The sequence below is a fragment of the Streptomyces sp. NBC_01476 genome (assembly GCF_036227265.1).
GTDB lineage: Bacteria > Actinomycetota > Actinomycetes > Streptomycetales > Streptomycetaceae > Actinacidiphila.
In genome coordinates, this window is sequence record NZ_CP109446.1 from 7,232,570 (window position 1) to 7,246,652 (window position 14,083).

The window sequence follows — 14,083 nt, forward strand, 5'->3', positions numbered from 1 at the left end:
CGCTCACTACCGCACCCGGGCCTCGGCACCGCGTGGGAACGCGTCGTCCAGCGCGGCCGACACCAGCGCGGCGACATCCTCGCGGTCGAGCCCGGCGCCGCGGGCCGCGGTCATCCAGGTGCCCAGGCTCTCGCGCAAGGGGGAGTCGGCGGCGGCGCCGGGCTGTGCGAGCGACCTGCGCACGAAGGTCCCGACGCCCTGCCGGGCCTCGACCAGGCCCTCGTTCTCCAGCTCGCGGTACGCCTTGAGCACGGTGTTCGGGTTGATCGCCGTCGCGGCCACCACCTCGGCCGCCGAGGGCAGCTTGTCCCCCGGCGTCAACTGGCCCAGCCGGAGCGCCTGTTTGGTCTGCTGGACGATCTGCTGGTACGCGGCGACGCCGCTGCGGCGTTCGATACGGAAGGTCACCACCGGCGCACCATACCACTAGGGAACAGGTGGACCAAGGCCGCGCCGTCGCCACGGCTCCCGCCCCCCTTGGGGCCGGCTCTTCGCATCGGCCGCGGTCCCGCGGCGGCCGGTCGTCCTCGCGGGAGGGCTCATCCATACCTGGTGAACTGGGACTTCCGCCAGGTGTTTGACAAGTGCGCCGGACTCGTCTGACACTCACTCCCCTAGTCAATTAGTGGACCGGGCTGCCTGGCGGGAGGTCGGGACCCGTGACCGTAGGTGACGAGACGGGTCGCACGGCCGTGCGGTCACGGGGCCGGAAAGGAGCGAGCGAGTGTCGACGGAGGTGGGTGAGGCGGCCCGGCGCGCAGCACGAACGGGCGGGCGGACCGGTGGACCGGTTCGCGGTCCGTACCGGGTGGGCGAGGGCGCGGGTGCGGGCCTGCCGGCCGGACGTACCGCTGAGGCCCCGACTGCCTGGCGCGCGGCGGCGGTTGCCGCGCCGCCTGGCCCGGTCGGTGTCGCCGTGCCCGTGCAGCCTGGCTCGGTCGGGGTTCCTGTGCCCGTGCCGCCTGCCCTGGTCGGGGTTTCCGTCTCCGCGCCGCCCGGCTCGGTCGGGGTCCCCGTCTCCGCGCCGCCTCGCTGGGTCGCCGTCCCTGCCCTGCTCCGCCCGTACCGCCGTGCCGGCCGTCGCGTCGTGGCGGCTTCGACCCGGCGGCCCGTGGTCCAGGCGGTGCTGCTGCTCGTGCTCTCCTTCGCGGTGCGCGCGCCCTCCTTCCGGCGGCCGTTCTGGAGTCCGGACGAGGGCTATCTCGCCACGGAGGCGGTCGTGCTCCGGCACGGCGCGCGGATGTACGGGGACGCGGTGGACCGCAAACCGCCGCTGGTCCCCTGGCTGTACGAGGGGTGCGTGGCGATCGCCGGGCCGGACGCGCTGTGGCTGGTACGCCTGCTCGCGGTGGTGGCGCTCGCGCTGACCGCGGTGGTGACCGCCCGGCTCGCGGCCCGCATGATCGGCGGCTGGGCGGCGCTGCCGGCCGGGGTGCTCACCGTGGCGGCGACGACAGCGCTGCCCGCGCCGGACGCCATGGCGGCGACGTTCGAGATCTTCATGCTCCCGGCCACCGCGCTGGCGATCCACTACGGGGTCCGGCGCCGGTACCTCGCCGCCGGGCTGGCGGTGGCGGTCGCCGCGCTGACCAAGCAGGTCGGCTTCGCACCGTTGCTGCCGCTGGCCGTGCAGGTGCTCACCGGCCGCCACCGGCTGCGCGCGGGCGCGGCCCTGGCGGCGGGCGTGACGGCGCCGCTGGCGGTCTGCGCCCTCGCGGTGGGCGTACGGCCGTTCGTCTTCTGGGTGTTCCTCTCCTCCGGGTCGTACGCGGGTTCACCGCCGGGCGCCGCGGCGGTGTTCGCGCACGCCTCCGGCAACCTGCTCCTCCTCCTCACCGCGTTCGCGCCGTTCGTGGTCGTCGTGGTCGTCGCGGCGCCGCGGTCCTGGCCGGCTCTGCGGCGCCGGATACGCGGGAGGGCGAACGGGCCCTGGCCCGTACCCGGTTGGCGACAGGGCACTGCCCCCGCCGGACCTGACGCCGGCCGTACGGTCGGGCTGTGGCTGCTCGCGTCAGCCGCCGGCGTCACCGTCGGATACCACTTCTACGGCCATTACTTCCTCCAACTCGTCCCGCCCGCCGTGCTGTTGGCACTCCGGGCGGTGGACGCGGCCGGCCGTGGCACGGCCACCGGGCGCCGCGGGCCGCGGTGGGCGGTCCACCGCGCCGGGCGCGCCCGGGTGGCGGCGGTGGCCTCCGGGTGCGCGCTGGCGGTGGCAGGAGGCTGGACGGCGGGCGCCCTGCACAGCCGGCCCCCGCAGATGGACACGTCCCTGGCGGTAGCCGCGGCGGTCGACGCGCACAGCACGCCGGGGCAGCGCGTTTTCCTGTGGGGGATGCACCCGGAGGTCTACTGGCTGGCCGGGCGGCGGCCGGCCGGCCGCTTCCTGACCGCGGGCCTGCTCAGCAACTTCAGCGGCAACGGCGACCCGCACCGTGTCGGCGCGGCTTACGCGGTCCCCGGCGCTTGGCGATCGCTCCGCCACGCGTGGGCGGCCACCCCTCCGTGCCTCGTCGTCGACGAGTCCGCCGGCACCCTCTACGCTCTGGCCGACTACCCGGTCCTCAAGGGCCTGCTGACCCGCGGCTATCACGAGATCGCGGTGGTGCGGGGGGTGCGGTTCTACCGGCGTGACCGCTGCTGATCCCGCCCGCCGACCAGGCGCCGCCCCGGCTCGGCTCGGCTCGGCTCTGCTGCGGCGGGCCGGCCGACGCCGCGGATCAACCCCCCGTCTTCGCGCCGTCGCCGCGGTGGCCGGCCGGGCATCCGCTCGGATCATCGGCGTCGATGCGCGGTGCGCCCCGGACGGACGACCCGGCTGTGCGGAGACCGGAGTGACCGCCCGGAGCCGGTACTGCGAGCCCCGCCGCACGACGCTCATGCCCCCACTGATGCCGGAAGGGCCGTCGCGCCCGTGCGTCACGGGCTGGGGATCCGGAGCGGGACGTACGCCCGCCGGGGCCTGTCCGGCGGCTCGGTTGCTGCCGGACAGGCCCCGGGGGGCGAAAGGGCGACCCGGGATTCCCCTCGGGGAGGGGGCGGGCTGCTGACCTCGGCTCGGACAAGCCGGAACCTTCGGCCGGTCAGTCGCACCGGCCGCACAGATGCCCGCGCCGCAGAGCGGACCGGGACCTGGCCGGCGTGGGCACGGGAGCCCACCGGCCGCGGTGCGCCCGGTGCGGCGGCGGACCGTACGGGGACTGCCAGGCAGGCCGCCCGGCCCGCCCCGGGCCGCCTGCCTCGCGGCGCCGTACGGCCAGCTCCTGGAGCGGTGCGGCTGCCGGGCCGCCGCACCCGGCGCACAGCGCGAGGGACCGGGCGTCGAGGGGTTCGTGGTTCACGTTGAGACGGAACGCGCCGTTCACCGGGAAGCGCCCGAAGGCGCAGCCTTGGCAACGGCGGAGAACGATCGGCGGGCAGGTGGGCAGGGCCACCCGGTTTGTGGACACAGAGGCACACCGGTTCCCGTGAGAAGACCGCAGCGAAAAGGGGCGCGGCGCACATGTGCGGCGCGCGACGGATCAGCGCTCGGGGAGTCTCACTCGGTGTACAACGGCACGTCCTTGACAGGGTGACGGCGGGCGGAAGCACCGTACCGGCACACAGGAGTACGGTTCCACCGATTTCCCAGCCGCCGACGCCTCCCGGGCCGGGATCAGTACTCCGGGATGTCGACCTTGCTCGCGGCCGAGACCGGCGCCGGCCCCTCCGACCCCTTGGCCCGGCTCGTCGCGGCCCAGCTCATCTCTCTGCTGCGCCTGCTCACCTCCCAGGAGGCCCGGCGCGCCGTCGGCAGCCGCCCGGAGGCCGAGCGCAGGGCCGCGCCGGCGGAGTGGATCGACACGTCTGCGGAGCTGGTCGGGGGCGGCTTGAAGGGCTACGCCGTCCGCCTGTCCTGAGCGGTCCAGCTGCCGTGGCGCTCGCCGTTCGCCGCTTGACGCTCGCCCTTCGCGGGCGGGCCCGGTCGCCGGGCCTGCGGGACGGCTGGTTACCCTGGAGACCGCGGCACCCGCACAGGTGGCCGCACGGCGGTGGGGCCCGCCGTACCCAACCGCGGCGCCGTCGCCGACAACGGTCCCTGCCTGACCTTTCCGCGCGCCTGCGCGCGGTCCCGGACGATCAGGTAGGAGCCTGACGCATGGCCTTCGACGAGCCCCCGCACGCCGGATGGGACGCAGAACCCACCGACCCCGACACCGCGGTCGATCCGTGGCCGCCCGCGCCGGGCCGCAGCCGGCTCCGCGAGCAGGGCGAGATCATCGCCGTCATCGCGGCCGGCGGCGTCATCGGGGCCGCCGCCCGCTACGGCGCCACCCTCATCTGGCCCACCGGGGCGGGCACGTTCCCCTGGACGACGTTCTGGATCAATGTCACCGGCTGCGCGGCCATGGGCATCCTCATGGTCCTCATCACCGAACGCTTCACCGCCCACCCGCTGACCCGCCCGTTCCTCGGCACCGGCATCCTCGGCGGCTTCACCACCTTCTCCACCGCCACCCTCGACACCAAGAAGCTCCTCGACGGCCACCACCCCGGCACCGCCCTGCTCTATCTCGCGGCCACCCTCGCCGCGGCCATGCTGGCGATCTGGGTCACCGCGACCCTCACCCGGCTGATCGCCCTGCCGCGCGGCACCGGCGAAGGGAGCGGCGCGTGAACTGGCTGATGGTTCTGACCGGCGCCGTCGTCGGTGCCCCCTTGCGCTATCTCACCGACAGGGCCGTCCAGGCCCGCCACGACACCGTCTTCCCCTGGGGCACGTTCACCGTCAACATCGCCGCCTGCGCCGGCCTCGGCTTTCTCACCGGCGCCGCCACCGCGACCACGGTGCCCCAGGCGCTGCAGCATCTGATCGGGCCCGGCCTGTGCGCGACCCTGAGCACGTACTCGACGTTCTCCTTCGAGAGCCTGCGCCTGGCCGAGACCGGCTCGCGCTACTTCGCTTTCGCCAATGCCGGCGTCAGCATCGTCGCCGGTCTGGGCACCGCCTACGTCGGCGCCGGACTCGCCCAGGCGGTCTTCGGCTGACGGCGGCCAGTCGCCCTGGTGACGCGTCCGGCCTGCGGTGGGGGAGGGGGCGTCCTACGGTGATCGGGGGGCTTACGGGAAGGGATGGCCGGTGCCGCCGATCTGGAGTGGAACCCTGACGTTCGGGCTGGTCAGCATCCCCATCCGGATGGAGCCGGCCACCCACTCCCACAAGGTGGCGTTCCGGCAGATCCACCGTGAGGACCACGGCCGGGTGAAGTACCGCAAGGTCTGCGAGGAGGACGGCGCCCGGCTGCAGCCGGAGGACATCGGCCGTGCGTACGAGGCCCCGGACGGGACGCTCGTTCCGATCGCGGACGAGGAACTGGACGACCTGCCGCTGCCGACGGCCAAGACGATCGAGATCAGCGGGTTCCTGGAGATGGCCGACGTACCGGCGGAGATGTTCGACCAGCCGTACTTCCTGGCCCCCGCCGCGCCGGGCGCCGACAAGCCGTACGTCCTGATGCGGGAGGCCCTGGCCCGGGCCGGGAAGGCCGCCGTGGGCAAGTACGCGCTGCGGGGGTCAGGTGAGGCTCTCGGCCTCATCCATCCGCAGGGCGATGTCCTCGTGGTGCACCGGCTGCGGTGGCCCGACGAACTCCGGCCGGCCGGTGACGCCGTGCCCACCGGCCAGGTCGACCTGTCCGACGAGGAGTTGCAGGCCGCGCTCGACTACATCGGGGCTGTCGGCGACGTCGACATGCAGGAGATGCACGACGAATACGCCGAAGCCGTCCGGGCTCTCGTTCTGGCCAAGGCTGAGGACAAGGCTCCGCCGAAGCCGGCCCGGCCGGAAGGCGAGGGCGCGGAGGAGGTCACCGATCTGATGGCCGCGCTGCAGGCGGCGACGGACAAGGCCAGGGCCGACCGGGGCGAAGAAGCGGCCGTGCACCGCATGGCTGACCGCAAACCCGCCAAGAAGACGGCGAAGAAGACCTCCGCCAAGAAAACGGCCGGCAAGAAGACCGCGGCGAAGAAGACCACGAGAAAACGGGCCGGCTGACCCGGCGCCCGCTCTCGGTTGAGAGGCGCGCGCAACCCGGAGGCGTGACGACAGCGCGGAGTGCTCCGGTGCCCCCCGTGCCGCCCCCGTACAGCGTCACCGCACGGGTTCGTGCTGCCGCGTCGGACAGGCGCTTACCCGGCGTCCGGCCCGTCCTGTGCGGCGCCGGCGGACGAGAACAGCGGCGCCTCGGCGCCGTCGGGAACCACCTCGCACTCGGGTCCGTTGCGCCACAGCTGGTCGGCCGTCCCGGCCGTGAGGTGCCGGGCGTAGATCTCGACCTTCGCGTGGATGATGCCGAGCGCCTCCTGCAGGTCGGCGACCTGCTGCTGCACCTTCGCCTCATGCCGGCGCAGGACCTCCAGGCGCTCGGCCTCGTTTCCGGCGCCGGCCAGCACCAGCTGCGCGTAGCGGCGGATCTCCGGCAACGGCATCCCCGACGAGCGCAGCTTCGTGCACACCTTCAGCCACTCCACCTCCTCCGGGGTGAACACGCGCCGCCCGGCCGCATTGCGCCGCACGGGTGCGAAGAACAGCCCCTCCTGCTCGTAGAAGCGAAGGGTGTGCGTGGTCAGGCCGGTCAGGGCGCTGACCGCCAATACTCAAGGTGGTCTCCGCGGCAGCCATACCGGCCAGTATACGGGTTTGACTTCGAGTCGACTTGAACTCATAGCGTCGATGACGGACACCGACGAAAGGGACACCATGCCCACCACCTGGTTCATCACCGGCACCTCTTCCGGCTTCGGCCGCATGCTCACCGAGCACCTGCTGGGCCGGGGCGACCGCGTCGCCGCGACCCTGCGCCGGCCCGAGGCGCTGGACGATCTGCGCGCCGAGCACGGCGACCGCCTCTGGGTCGCCCGACTGGACGTCACCGACCCCGCGCAGGTGCACCGCGTCGTGACCGACGCCTTCGACGCGCTCGGCACGATCGACGTGGTCGTGAACAACGCCGGCTACGGCGTCTTCGCCTCCGTCGAGGAGGCCACCGACGAGCAGATCCAACGGGTGATCGACACCAATCTGCTCGGCTCGATCCACGTCATCCGCGCCGCGCTGCCGCGGCTGCGGGCCCAGGGGCACGGACGCGTCCTGCAGGTCTCGACCGCGGGCGGCCAGACGACCTACCCGAACTTCAGCTTCTACCACGCCTCGAAGTGGGGGATCGAAGGCTTCTGCGAGACCGTGGCCCGTGAGATCGCCCCGTTCGGCATCGGCCTGACCATCGTCGAGCCCGGCGCGACGCCGACCGGATTCGGCAGCGCCCTCGACAGCGCGCCGGTCATGCCGGAGTACGACAAGACGCCCGCGGGGGATGTGCGGCGCGCGCTCGCCAGCGGTGACTTCGCCCTCCCCAACGACCCGCGGAAGATCGCGAAGGCGATGATCGACCTCGTCGACTCCGGCGCGACACCGCTGCGTCTTCCGCTCGGGTCCGACACCTATGACGACGTGCGGGCATCGCTCGCTGCCCGGCTCGCCGAACACGACGCGCATCGCGACGTCGCCTTCTCCGTCGTGACGGACGGGGCCGCCTGACCCGAGCCGTCAGTGCCGTCCGTGCCGTCAGTGCCGCAAGCGCCGGCCAGGGGCCGGCCGCACCCCCCGCGCAGGGGTGCGGCTGCCCCGGGCCGGCGCGTGACACAGACGGCCAATGATCTGATCACGACGGATCTGGCCCCCCGCGGGGGCGCTTGGAAGAGTTGCCCTCGGTTCCACCGTTCGGTGGCACAACGGAGGTCTGCAGGAAAATCGAGCAATCCGTCGCTTTGGTGACGGGGGCGAACAGAGGCATCGGCAAGGAGTTCGCCCGCGCCCTGCTGGAACGGGGAGCGTCCAAGGTGTACGCGGCCGTTCGCGACGCCGGGCGGCTCTCCGTCCCCGGCACGCAGCCCCTCCTTCTGGACATCACCGACGGCACCTCGGTGGCCGTGGCCGCCGCGCAGGCACCGGATGTGACGCTGCTGGTCAACAACGCCGGCGTCGCGCTCGCGCAGGACCTCGTCACCGGTGACCTGCGGGCGATCCGCACCGAGATCGAGACCAACCTCTTCGGCACCCTGTCGATGATCCGCGCCTTCGCGCCGGTCCTCGGCCGCAACGGCGGAGGCGGCATGATCAACGTGCTCTCCGCGGCATCGTGGTTCACCTACCTCCGCGGCCGGCCGTATGTCGCCCGGTAGGTGGGTGCGCCCGCCCTCGCGACCCTCAGCGGGACCGGGACCGTGGCGTGCGGCCGTCGGCCTCCGGGGCCGGCCGGGTCCCGTACGCTCGGCGGGCATGGCGAGAGTCTCCGCGCACGGCACGCCGACCCGCTCCGTCGCCGTCCACTATGTCCGGGCGGCACTGCGGGGCGCCGAGCGGCAGGGCCTGGACACCGCGGAACTCCTCACCCGCGCGGCCATCCCGCCGGCGCTGCTGGAGGTGCCGCTCGCCCGGGTGTCGCCCGCGCAGTTCGCCCGGCTCACCCGGGAGGTCTGGTACGCGCTCGACGACGAGCTGCAGGGTCTCGGACCGCGGCCCCTGAAGGTCGGCACCTTCGCGATGATGTGCCACACCGTGGTGCACACGCCCGACCTGCGGTCCGCGCTGAACCGCGCCGGCGCCTTCTACCGGCTCTTCCCCGATGGGCCCCGGTTCCGGCTGGAGGAAACAGCCGACGACGCGCGCGTGGTCCTCGATCTCACCGGCTTCCACGACCCCGATCACTACCTCGCCGAGTCCGCCACCGCCGTTGTGCACCGCTTCGCGGGCTGGCTGCTCCGCCGGAGGATCGACCTGACCCGCGTGGAGTTCAGCCATCCGGCGCCCGGCCATGTACGGGAGTACGACCTGCTCTACGGCACGCGGTGCGTCTTCCGGGCCCCGGCCACCGCCCTCGTCTTCGACCGCGCGGTCCTCGCGCAGCCGGTGCTCCAGGACGAAGCCGGCGTCCGCGACTTCCTGCGCCGCGCACCCGGTGACGTGCTGGCCCGGCTCAACCACGGCCGCACCGCCGCCGCCCGCGTCCGCCAACTGCTCGGGCAGTCGCTGCCGGACCGGATGCCCGACGCACAGGACGTGGCCGCCCGGCTGGCGGTGAGCGCGCAGACCCTGCGCCGCCGGCTGGCGGCAGAGGGCACCTCCTTCCAGCGGATCCGTGACCAACTGCGCCGTGACGAGGCCATCGCGGCACTCGCCGAAGGCACCGTTTCCCTCGCCGACCTGTCGCAGCGTCTTGGCTTCTCCCAGCCCAGCGCCTTCCACCGCGCCTTCAAGCGCTGGACCGGCTCTCCGCCCCGCTCCTACCGGCCCGGCGGCTGAGCGACCGCCCGGGTCAATGATCCTGAGCGCTACGGTCATGGCGGCCGGGCCGGATCGGCTCGTACTGTCCGGTCATGGCCCAAGCACAGATGCACGGCGCGGTCGGCGCCCCGGAACCGAACGCACAGCGCCCGTACGGCGCCTCCGGGGAGAAGCCAACGCCAGGGACACCGGCACCGAGTCGGGAGAGCGCGGCGTGACGACGGCTGAAGAGGCCGGGCTGGGGCCCGTCGGGATCTGGACGGAGAGCCTGAACGCGGTGACCCCGGCGGTGGCCGGGCAGGCGGCAGCCGAGTTGGAGGCGCAGGGCTGGGGCACGCTGTGGTTCGGCGAGGCCTACGGCCGGGAGGCGTTCACCCAGGCCGGGCTGCTGCTCGCGGCGACCCGGCGGATGCGGGTGGCGACCGGCATCGCCACCATTTGGGCACGTGACCCGGTCGCCGCCAACGCCGCCTCACGCACGCTGTCCGCGACCTACGACGGGCGGTTCGTACTCGGGCTCGGTGTCAGCCACCGGCCACTGGTCGAGCGGGTGCGCGGGGGCAGCTACACCCGGCCGGTGTCCGCCATGCGGGAGTACCTCACGGCGATGGCCGGAGCGACCTTCTACGCCGCGGAGTCCGCCGAACCGCGCCCGCCCGTCGTGATCGCCGCCCTCGGCCCCCGGATGCTGGAGGTGAGCCGCGAACTGGCGGACGGCAGCCACCCCTACCTGGTGACACCGGATCAGACCGCCCTGGCGCGGGCCGCGTTGGGACCCGACAAGATCGTGGCCGTGGAGATGGGCGCCGTGCTCACTACGGACCGGGAGACGGCGCTGCGCCGGGCCCACGCCCACCTGGACATCTACACGGGCCTGCCGAACTACCGCAACAACTGGCTGCGAGGCGGCTTCGACGAGACGGATCTGGTACGCGGCGGCTCCGACCGGCTGGCCGAGGCGCTGATCGCCTGGGGCGACGAAGCGGCGATCCTGCGGCGGGTCCGCGAGCACCACGCGGCCGGGGCCGACCACGTCTGCGTCCAGGTCCTGATGGAGTCACCCTTCGGACTGCCCACCGAGCCCTGGCGGGAGCCGGCGCCGGCACTGGTGGGTGGATGACGCCGGGGGGATCAGCCGAACTTCAGCAGGAGAGCGGCGAGTTCGGCCGGCACGGTGATCATGCAGTCATGGCCGCTCCGCAACTCCCACACCTGCGACGGGGCGCCGTTGGGCTGGGTCGCGGGGACAGGGCGCCGGATCAAGCCCTCCGGCTCACTGCCGACACAGTGGATGTGCGTGCGGGGGATCGCGTCCGCCGCCGGGTTGCCCAGCCGGGCCGGCTGCTGGAAGCAGCGCACCGACTCGTCCGACACCATCGTGCGCAGCCAGGCGATGTCCGCCGGGTCGGTGACCCCGAACAGACCCATCGGCGGCGGCATTTCGGGCAGGGGCGGGATACGCCAGGGAGCTTCGGAGCCCGCCGCGAGGTCGATCATGGACTGCGTCACGGGCATGACGTCGATCGCGCTCTCACCGTCGGCCGGGACCATCGCGTCGATGTGGACCAGCTCGGCGATCCGCTCCGGAACCCGGTGGGCCACCGATGAGGTGACCATCCCGGCGTAACTGTGCCCGACAAGGACGACATCGGTGAGATCTTCCCCGACGAGGAGACCGACGATATCGGCGACGTGCGTGTCGAGCCCCACCTCAGGGCTGAGCAGATGCGCCTTCTCGCCGTGGGCGGTGAGCGACGGCGCGAACACACGATGACCGGCCCGGGCCAGCAGCGGGACCACCCGGTCCCAGACCTGGCCGCTGTGCCAGGCGCCGTGGACGAGAACGTAGGTCGTCGTGCTGGGCGTACTCATGACATGTTTCCTTTCGATGGCTGACCATCAGGTGGTTGGCGCGATACCGGTGGGACCTCGGGGGCGAAAGACCCCGAGCTCGATCAGGAGAACGCGGCCCGCGTATTGATGTGTCCTGCGGATGTGCAGGTGTTGCGGATATCGGGGAACGCGGCGCTTGTGGACGCGGCGGCGCCGCTTTTGCGTTTCGCGGTGCCGGTGTCCGCGCTGATCTGGTCGGGTACGGAAATGGGTGGCATTGGTGGCATGACAACTCGCGGCTGTTCAGATGGATGGTGCGCGGAAGGGGCAGGGCGGGCCTGCGCATCGGTCCGTCCGTGCGGTCGCCGAAACACCCGCGTCCGGGCGTCCCGCAGAGGGAATTCCGTCATTCCGCTGTCTCTGGCAGTCGTCCTCGCCGGGGTCTTTGTGTTTTCGTGCGACCGTCGGCCGCATGAGAGAGACGTTACTGAGCCAATAGGTACCTTCTGGTAACCTTTGGCCCATGACCAACTCGGCGGGAGACGTCTTCCTCGCCGACTGCCCCGCTCGGCTGGCGATCGAGATCATGACCGACAAGTGGGCCGTCGTCGTGGTGTTCGCACTCAGTCGTAAGCCGTGCCGGCACGGCGAACTCGTCGACCTCGTCGGCGGCATCTCGCGCAAGGTCCTCACCCAGACGCTGCGCCGCCTCCAGGGCTACGGCCTCGTCGACCGGCGCGCGTACGCCGAGACGCCCCCGCGCGTCGAGTACAGCCTGACCGACCTCGGCCGGACACTCGTCGAACCCATCGCCGTCCTCTCGGAATGGGCGAAGTCGTACGGCGAGGCCATTGTCAGCTTCCAGGAAGCGGCGGAAGGGGACGCGGCCGCCGGCTGACATCGGCCCCGTGCTCCGGCCCCGTGCTCCGGCCCCGTGTTCAGCCCCGCGCAGGGCCTGTCCTGCGGGTGTCGCCGGACAGGCCCCCTGGCCCCGGGGAGGGCTCAGCGCTTGAGCGTGAAGGTGAAGTCGCCGGGGAGTTTGCCGCTCAGCCGGACCGCTGAAACGAGCGTGCCCGCCGTGATCAGTCTCTCGGTCTCGGCCCGCGAGAGGCGGCAGCCTTCGGCGATCAGCCGCACCGGCCGGACCGGGATCCGTGCCGTGAAGCGGACCAGGACATCGATCACCTCGCGGTCCAGGTGCTCCCATCCGCCGGTGTCGAGGCGCCAGGCGCCGTCCCAGTCGAGGGCGATGCGATGACGGTGCAGGACCAGCGGATCCTGGAGCAACTCGGCTGTCAGACCGGGGTCGTTGGCGTGCAGCCGGTCCAGCAGCCCGGGTCGTACGGAGCGCACGTTCTCCCGCTCCAGGACCGTGAGCTTCGCGGTTTCCCCGCAGGCGGTGCAGAGCACGAGGAGCCACGCGTCGATGAGTTTGTGGTTCGCGTTGACGCGGAATTTGCCGCTCGCCTTGAAGCGCTCGGACGCGCACGCGTGGCAGCGGCGGCGGACGAGCGGCAGGCAGGTGGGCATGACCACCCAGATATCGAGCACAGAAGTACACCGGTTTCAGTGAGAAGTCCGCAGCAAAAAGGAGCGCGGCGCACATGCGCGACGCGCTACGAATCAGCACTCGGGGGGTCTCACAGGGTGTACAACGGTGCGTCCTTGACTGGGCGACTCGGTCCGGCAGCACGGTAGTTGCGCACGGCGCCGCGGTTCCACCGGTTTTCGGGCCGCCTCACCGCGAGGTCCCGTCCGTCGGAGCACAGAGGGGGCCGGTGCCGGCTCCGGTGCCGCTTCCGGTTCTGGTTCCGGTTCCGTGACGGGGCGCCCGGACGAGGCGTTCTTCGTCGAGCATCCGACCGTGTCCGTGATCGCCAGGACTCTCCGCCCCGACGCGCCCGGCCGGTGATCCGCCGGCGGCGTTGGTAGCGTCGAAGGCCGCCGTGCCGGCCGGCACGGTCACCCGGCCGACCGAGAGAGACCTGATGCCCCCGACGATCCGCAGGGCCGTGATCCCCGCCGCCGGACTCGGCTCCCGCCTCCTGCCCCTGACCAAGGCCATCCCGAAAGAGATGCTGCCGGTCGGCGACATGCCGGTGATCGAGCACACCGTCCGTGAACTGGTGACGTCCGGCATCACGGACATCACCATCGTCGTGTCCGGCGGGAAGTCCCTGATCCAGGATCACTTCCGCCCCAACCCCGCTCTGGTCGATCGGCTGCGCGCGGACGGGAAGAACGGGTACGCGGAGGCGGTGGAGGAGGTCGCGGACCTGGCCCGCGAGGGCCACATCACCTACCTCGACCAGCAGGGCCCGTACGGCAACGGCACCCCGGTCCTGAACGCGGCGCGGAACGTCGGTGACGAGCCGATGCTCGTGCTCTGGCCCGACGACGTCTTCGTCGCCGAGGTGCCTCGCGCCCAGCAGCTCATCAGCGCATACGAGGCGACCGGTTGCCCGGTGCTGGCCCTCATGCCGGTGGAGCCGGCGGAGACGCACCGGTACGGCGTGCCCGTGGTCAAGGAGGACCTGGACGACGGTCTGCTGCGGATCACCGGCCTGGTCGAAAAGCCCAAGCCCGAGGACGCGCCGTCGGCCTACGCCGCGATCGGCGGCTACGTCGTCACCCCTGGCATCGTCGACGAGCTCCGTGAGCAGACCAGACGGTGGTACGAGCACCGCACCGGTGAGATCTATCTGACCGACGCGATCAACGCCTATGCGGCCGACCGCGCGGTGTACGGACAGGTCATCCAGGGCCGCTGGTACGACACCGGCAACCCCGCGGCCTACCTGATCGCCCAGTTCGCCTCCGCCCTGGCCCATCCCGAATACGGTCCGCCGCTGCGCCGGCTCGCCCGCGACCTCGACGCGGGCACCGACCTGTCCGGCGCGACCTGACGGCGGGCCCGCAGCGGCGCGC

At 72.4% G+C, this 14,083-nt stretch carries 16 protein-coding genes; 11 read left to right on the forward strand and 5 right to left on the reverse strand.

Annotated features, from left to right (window positions below):
* Positions 1 to 6 precede the first annotated feature (6 nt).
* A complete protein-coding gene (locus OG552_RS31460; RefSeq protein ID WP_329141293.1) occupies positions 7 to 408 on the reverse strand; it encodes a GntR family transcriptional regulator in 402 nt (133 codons plus the stop codon).
* Between the two features lie 679 nt (positions 409 to 1,087).
* Between OG552_RS31460 and OG552_RS31465 the strand changes: the two genes are divergently transcribed.
* The 5 genes from OG552_RS31465 to ku all read left to right on the forward strand — a co-directional run bounded on the left by OG552_RS31465 (position 1,088) and on the right by ku (position 6,034).
* Entirely contained in the window at positions 1,088 to 2,644 is a 1,557-nt protein-coding gene (locus OG552_RS31465; RefSeq protein WP_329138714.1) for a glycosyltransferase family 39 protein, read from the forward strand.
* A 1,024-nt stretch (positions 2,645 to 3,668) separates the two neighbouring features.
* Positions 3,669 to 3,899, forward strand: a complete 231-nt coding sequence (locus OG552_RS31470; protein WP_329138716.1) for a hypothetical protein — start codon at positions 3,669 to 3,671, stop codon at positions 3,897 to 3,899.
* Positions 3,900 to 4,138: 239 nt separating this feature from the next.
* The gene (locus OG552_RS31475; RefSeq protein ID WP_329138717.1) at positions 4,139 to 4,657 is read left to right on the forward strand and encodes a FluC/FEX family fluoride channel; all 519 of its coding nucleotides are present in this window, start codon (positions 4,139 to 4,141) and stop codon (positions 4,655 to 4,657) included.
* Positions 4,654 to 5,028, forward strand: coding sequence for a fluoride efflux transporter FluC (locus OG552_RS31480; protein WP_329138720.1), 375 nt, complete (start codon positions 4,654 to 4,656; stop codon positions 5,026 to 5,028). The genes OG552_RS31475 and OG552_RS31480 overlap by 4 nt, the downstream gene beginning before the upstream one ends.
* A gap of 91 nt (positions 5,029 to 5,119) precedes the next feature.
* Complete coding sequence (gene ku, locus OG552_RS31485; protein WP_329138722.1) at positions 5,120 to 6,034, forward strand: non-homologous end joining protein Ku; 915 nt, start codon at positions 5,120 to 5,122, stop codon at positions 6,032 to 6,034.
* Positions 6,035 to 6,168: 134 nt separating this feature from the next.
* Here the strand turns inward: ku and OG552_RS31490 are convergent, their stop codons facing one another.
* Complete coding sequence (locus tag OG552_RS31490) at positions 6,169 to 6,633, reverse strand: MerR family transcriptional regulator (RefSeq protein WP_329138724.1); 465 nt, start codon at positions 6,631 to 6,633, stop codon at positions 6,169 to 6,171.
* Between the two features lie 79 nt (positions 6,634 to 6,712).
* Here OG552_RS31490 and OG552_RS31495 point away from each other — a divergent pair, with 79 nt between their 5' ends.
* The 4 genes from OG552_RS31495 (at position 6,713) to OG552_RS31510 (ending at position 10,442) form a co-directional block, all read left to right on the forward strand.
* Positions 6,713 to 7,576: an SDR family oxidoreductase gene (locus OG552_RS31495; RefSeq protein WP_329138726.1), complete on the forward strand. Its 864-nt coding sequence runs from the start codon at positions 6,713 to 6,715 to the stop codon at positions 7,574 to 7,576.
* Between the two features lie 233 nt (positions 7,577 to 7,809).
* Entirely contained in the window at positions 7,810 to 8,220 is a 411-nt protein-coding gene (locus OG552_RS31500; protein ID WP_329138728.1) for an SDR family NAD(P)-dependent oxidoreductase, read from the forward strand.
* 97 nt (positions 8,221 to 8,317) lie between these two features.
* Positions 8,318 to 9,340 (forward strand): AraC family transcriptional regulator, encoded by a 1,023-nt coding sequence (locus tag OG552_RS31505; RefSeq protein WP_329138729.1) that lies wholly within the window; start codon positions 8,318 to 8,320, stop codon positions 9,338 to 9,340.
* 196 nt (positions 9,341 to 9,536) lie between these two features.
* Positions 9,537 to 10,442 carry an LLM class F420-dependent oxidoreductase gene (locus OG552_RS31510; RefSeq protein ID WP_329138730.1) on the forward strand — a complete coding sequence of 302 codons (906 nt, stop codon included), beginning with the start codon at positions 9,537 to 9,539 and terminating at the stop codon, positions 10,440 to 10,442.
* A gap of 11 nt (positions 10,443 to 10,453) precedes the next feature.
* Here the strand turns inward: OG552_RS31510 and OG552_RS31515 are convergent, their stop codons facing one another.
* Both OG552_RS31515 and OG552_RS31520 read right to left on the reverse strand, forming a co-directional pair.
* Entirely contained in the window at positions 10,454 to 11,194 is a 741-nt protein-coding gene (locus tag OG552_RS31515; RefSeq protein ID WP_329138731.1) for an alpha/beta hydrolase, read from the reverse strand.
* Between the two features lie 83 nt (positions 11,195 to 11,277).
* Complete coding sequence (locus OG552_RS31520) at positions 11,278 to 11,433, reverse strand: hypothetical protein (protein WP_329138733.1); 156 nt, start codon at positions 11,431 to 11,433, stop codon at positions 11,278 to 11,280.
* 245 nt (positions 11,434 to 11,678) lie between these two features.
* Between OG552_RS31520 and OG552_RS31525 the strand changes: the two genes are divergently transcribed.
* Entirely contained in the window at positions 11,679 to 12,053 is a 375-nt protein-coding gene (locus OG552_RS31525) for a winged helix-turn-helix transcriptional regulator (protein ID WP_329138734.1), read from the forward strand.
* Positions 12,054 to 12,157: 104 nt separating this feature from the next.
* On the opposite strand, the gene OG552_RS31530 is transcribed toward OG552_RS31525, so the two are convergent.
* Positions 12,158 to 12,706, reverse strand: coding sequence for a DUF1062 domain-containing protein (locus OG552_RS31530; RefSeq protein ID WP_329138737.1), 549 nt, complete (start codon positions 12,704 to 12,706; stop codon positions 12,158 to 12,160).
* 437 nt (positions 12,707 to 13,143) lie between these two features.
* On the opposite strand from OG552_RS31530, the gene OG552_RS31535 reads away from it, so the two are divergent.
* On the forward strand, positions 13,144 to 14,061 hold the full coding sequence (locus tag OG552_RS31535; RefSeq protein ID WP_329138739.1) for a UTP--glucose-1-phosphate uridylyltransferase: 918 nt from the start codon (positions 13,144 to 13,146) through the stop codon (positions 14,059 to 14,061).
* Positions 14,062 to 14,083: the final 22 nt, after the last annotated feature.

Excerpts from the sequence above, each read along its gene's own strand:
- OG552_RS31495 (WP_329138726.1), top strand. The coding sequence starts at position 6,713 with ATGACGGACACCGACGAAAGGGACACCATGCCCACCACCTGGTTCATC.
- OG552_RS31535 (WP_329138739.1), top strand. The coding sequence starts at position 13,144 with ATGCCCCCGACGATCCGCAGGGCCGTGATCCCCGCCGCCGGACTCGGC.
- OG552_RS31520 (WP_329138733.1), bottom strand. The coding sequence starts at position 11,433 with ATGCCACCCATTTCCGTACCCGACCAGATCAGCGCGGACACCGGCACC.
- OG552_RS31505 (WP_329138729.1), top strand. The coding sequence starts at position 8,318 with ATGGCGAGAGTCTCCGCGCACGGCACGCCGACCCGCTCCGTCGCCGTC.
- OG552_RS31470 (WP_329138716.1), top strand. The coding sequence starts at position 3,669 with ATGTCGACCTTGCTCGCGGCCGAGACCGGCGCCGGCCCCTCCGACCCC.
- OG552_RS31475 (WP_329138717.1), top strand. The coding sequence starts at position 4,139 with ATGGCCTTCGACGAGCCCCCGCACGCCGGATGGGACGCAGAACCCACC.
- OG552_RS31515 (WP_329138731.1), bottom strand. The coding sequence starts at position 11,194 with ATGAGTACGCCCAGCACGACGACCTACGTTCTCGTCCACGGCGCCTGG.
- OG552_RS31525 (WP_329138734.1), top strand. The coding sequence starts at position 11,679 with ATGACCAACTCGGCGGGAGACGTCTTCCTCGCCGACTGCCCCGCTCGG.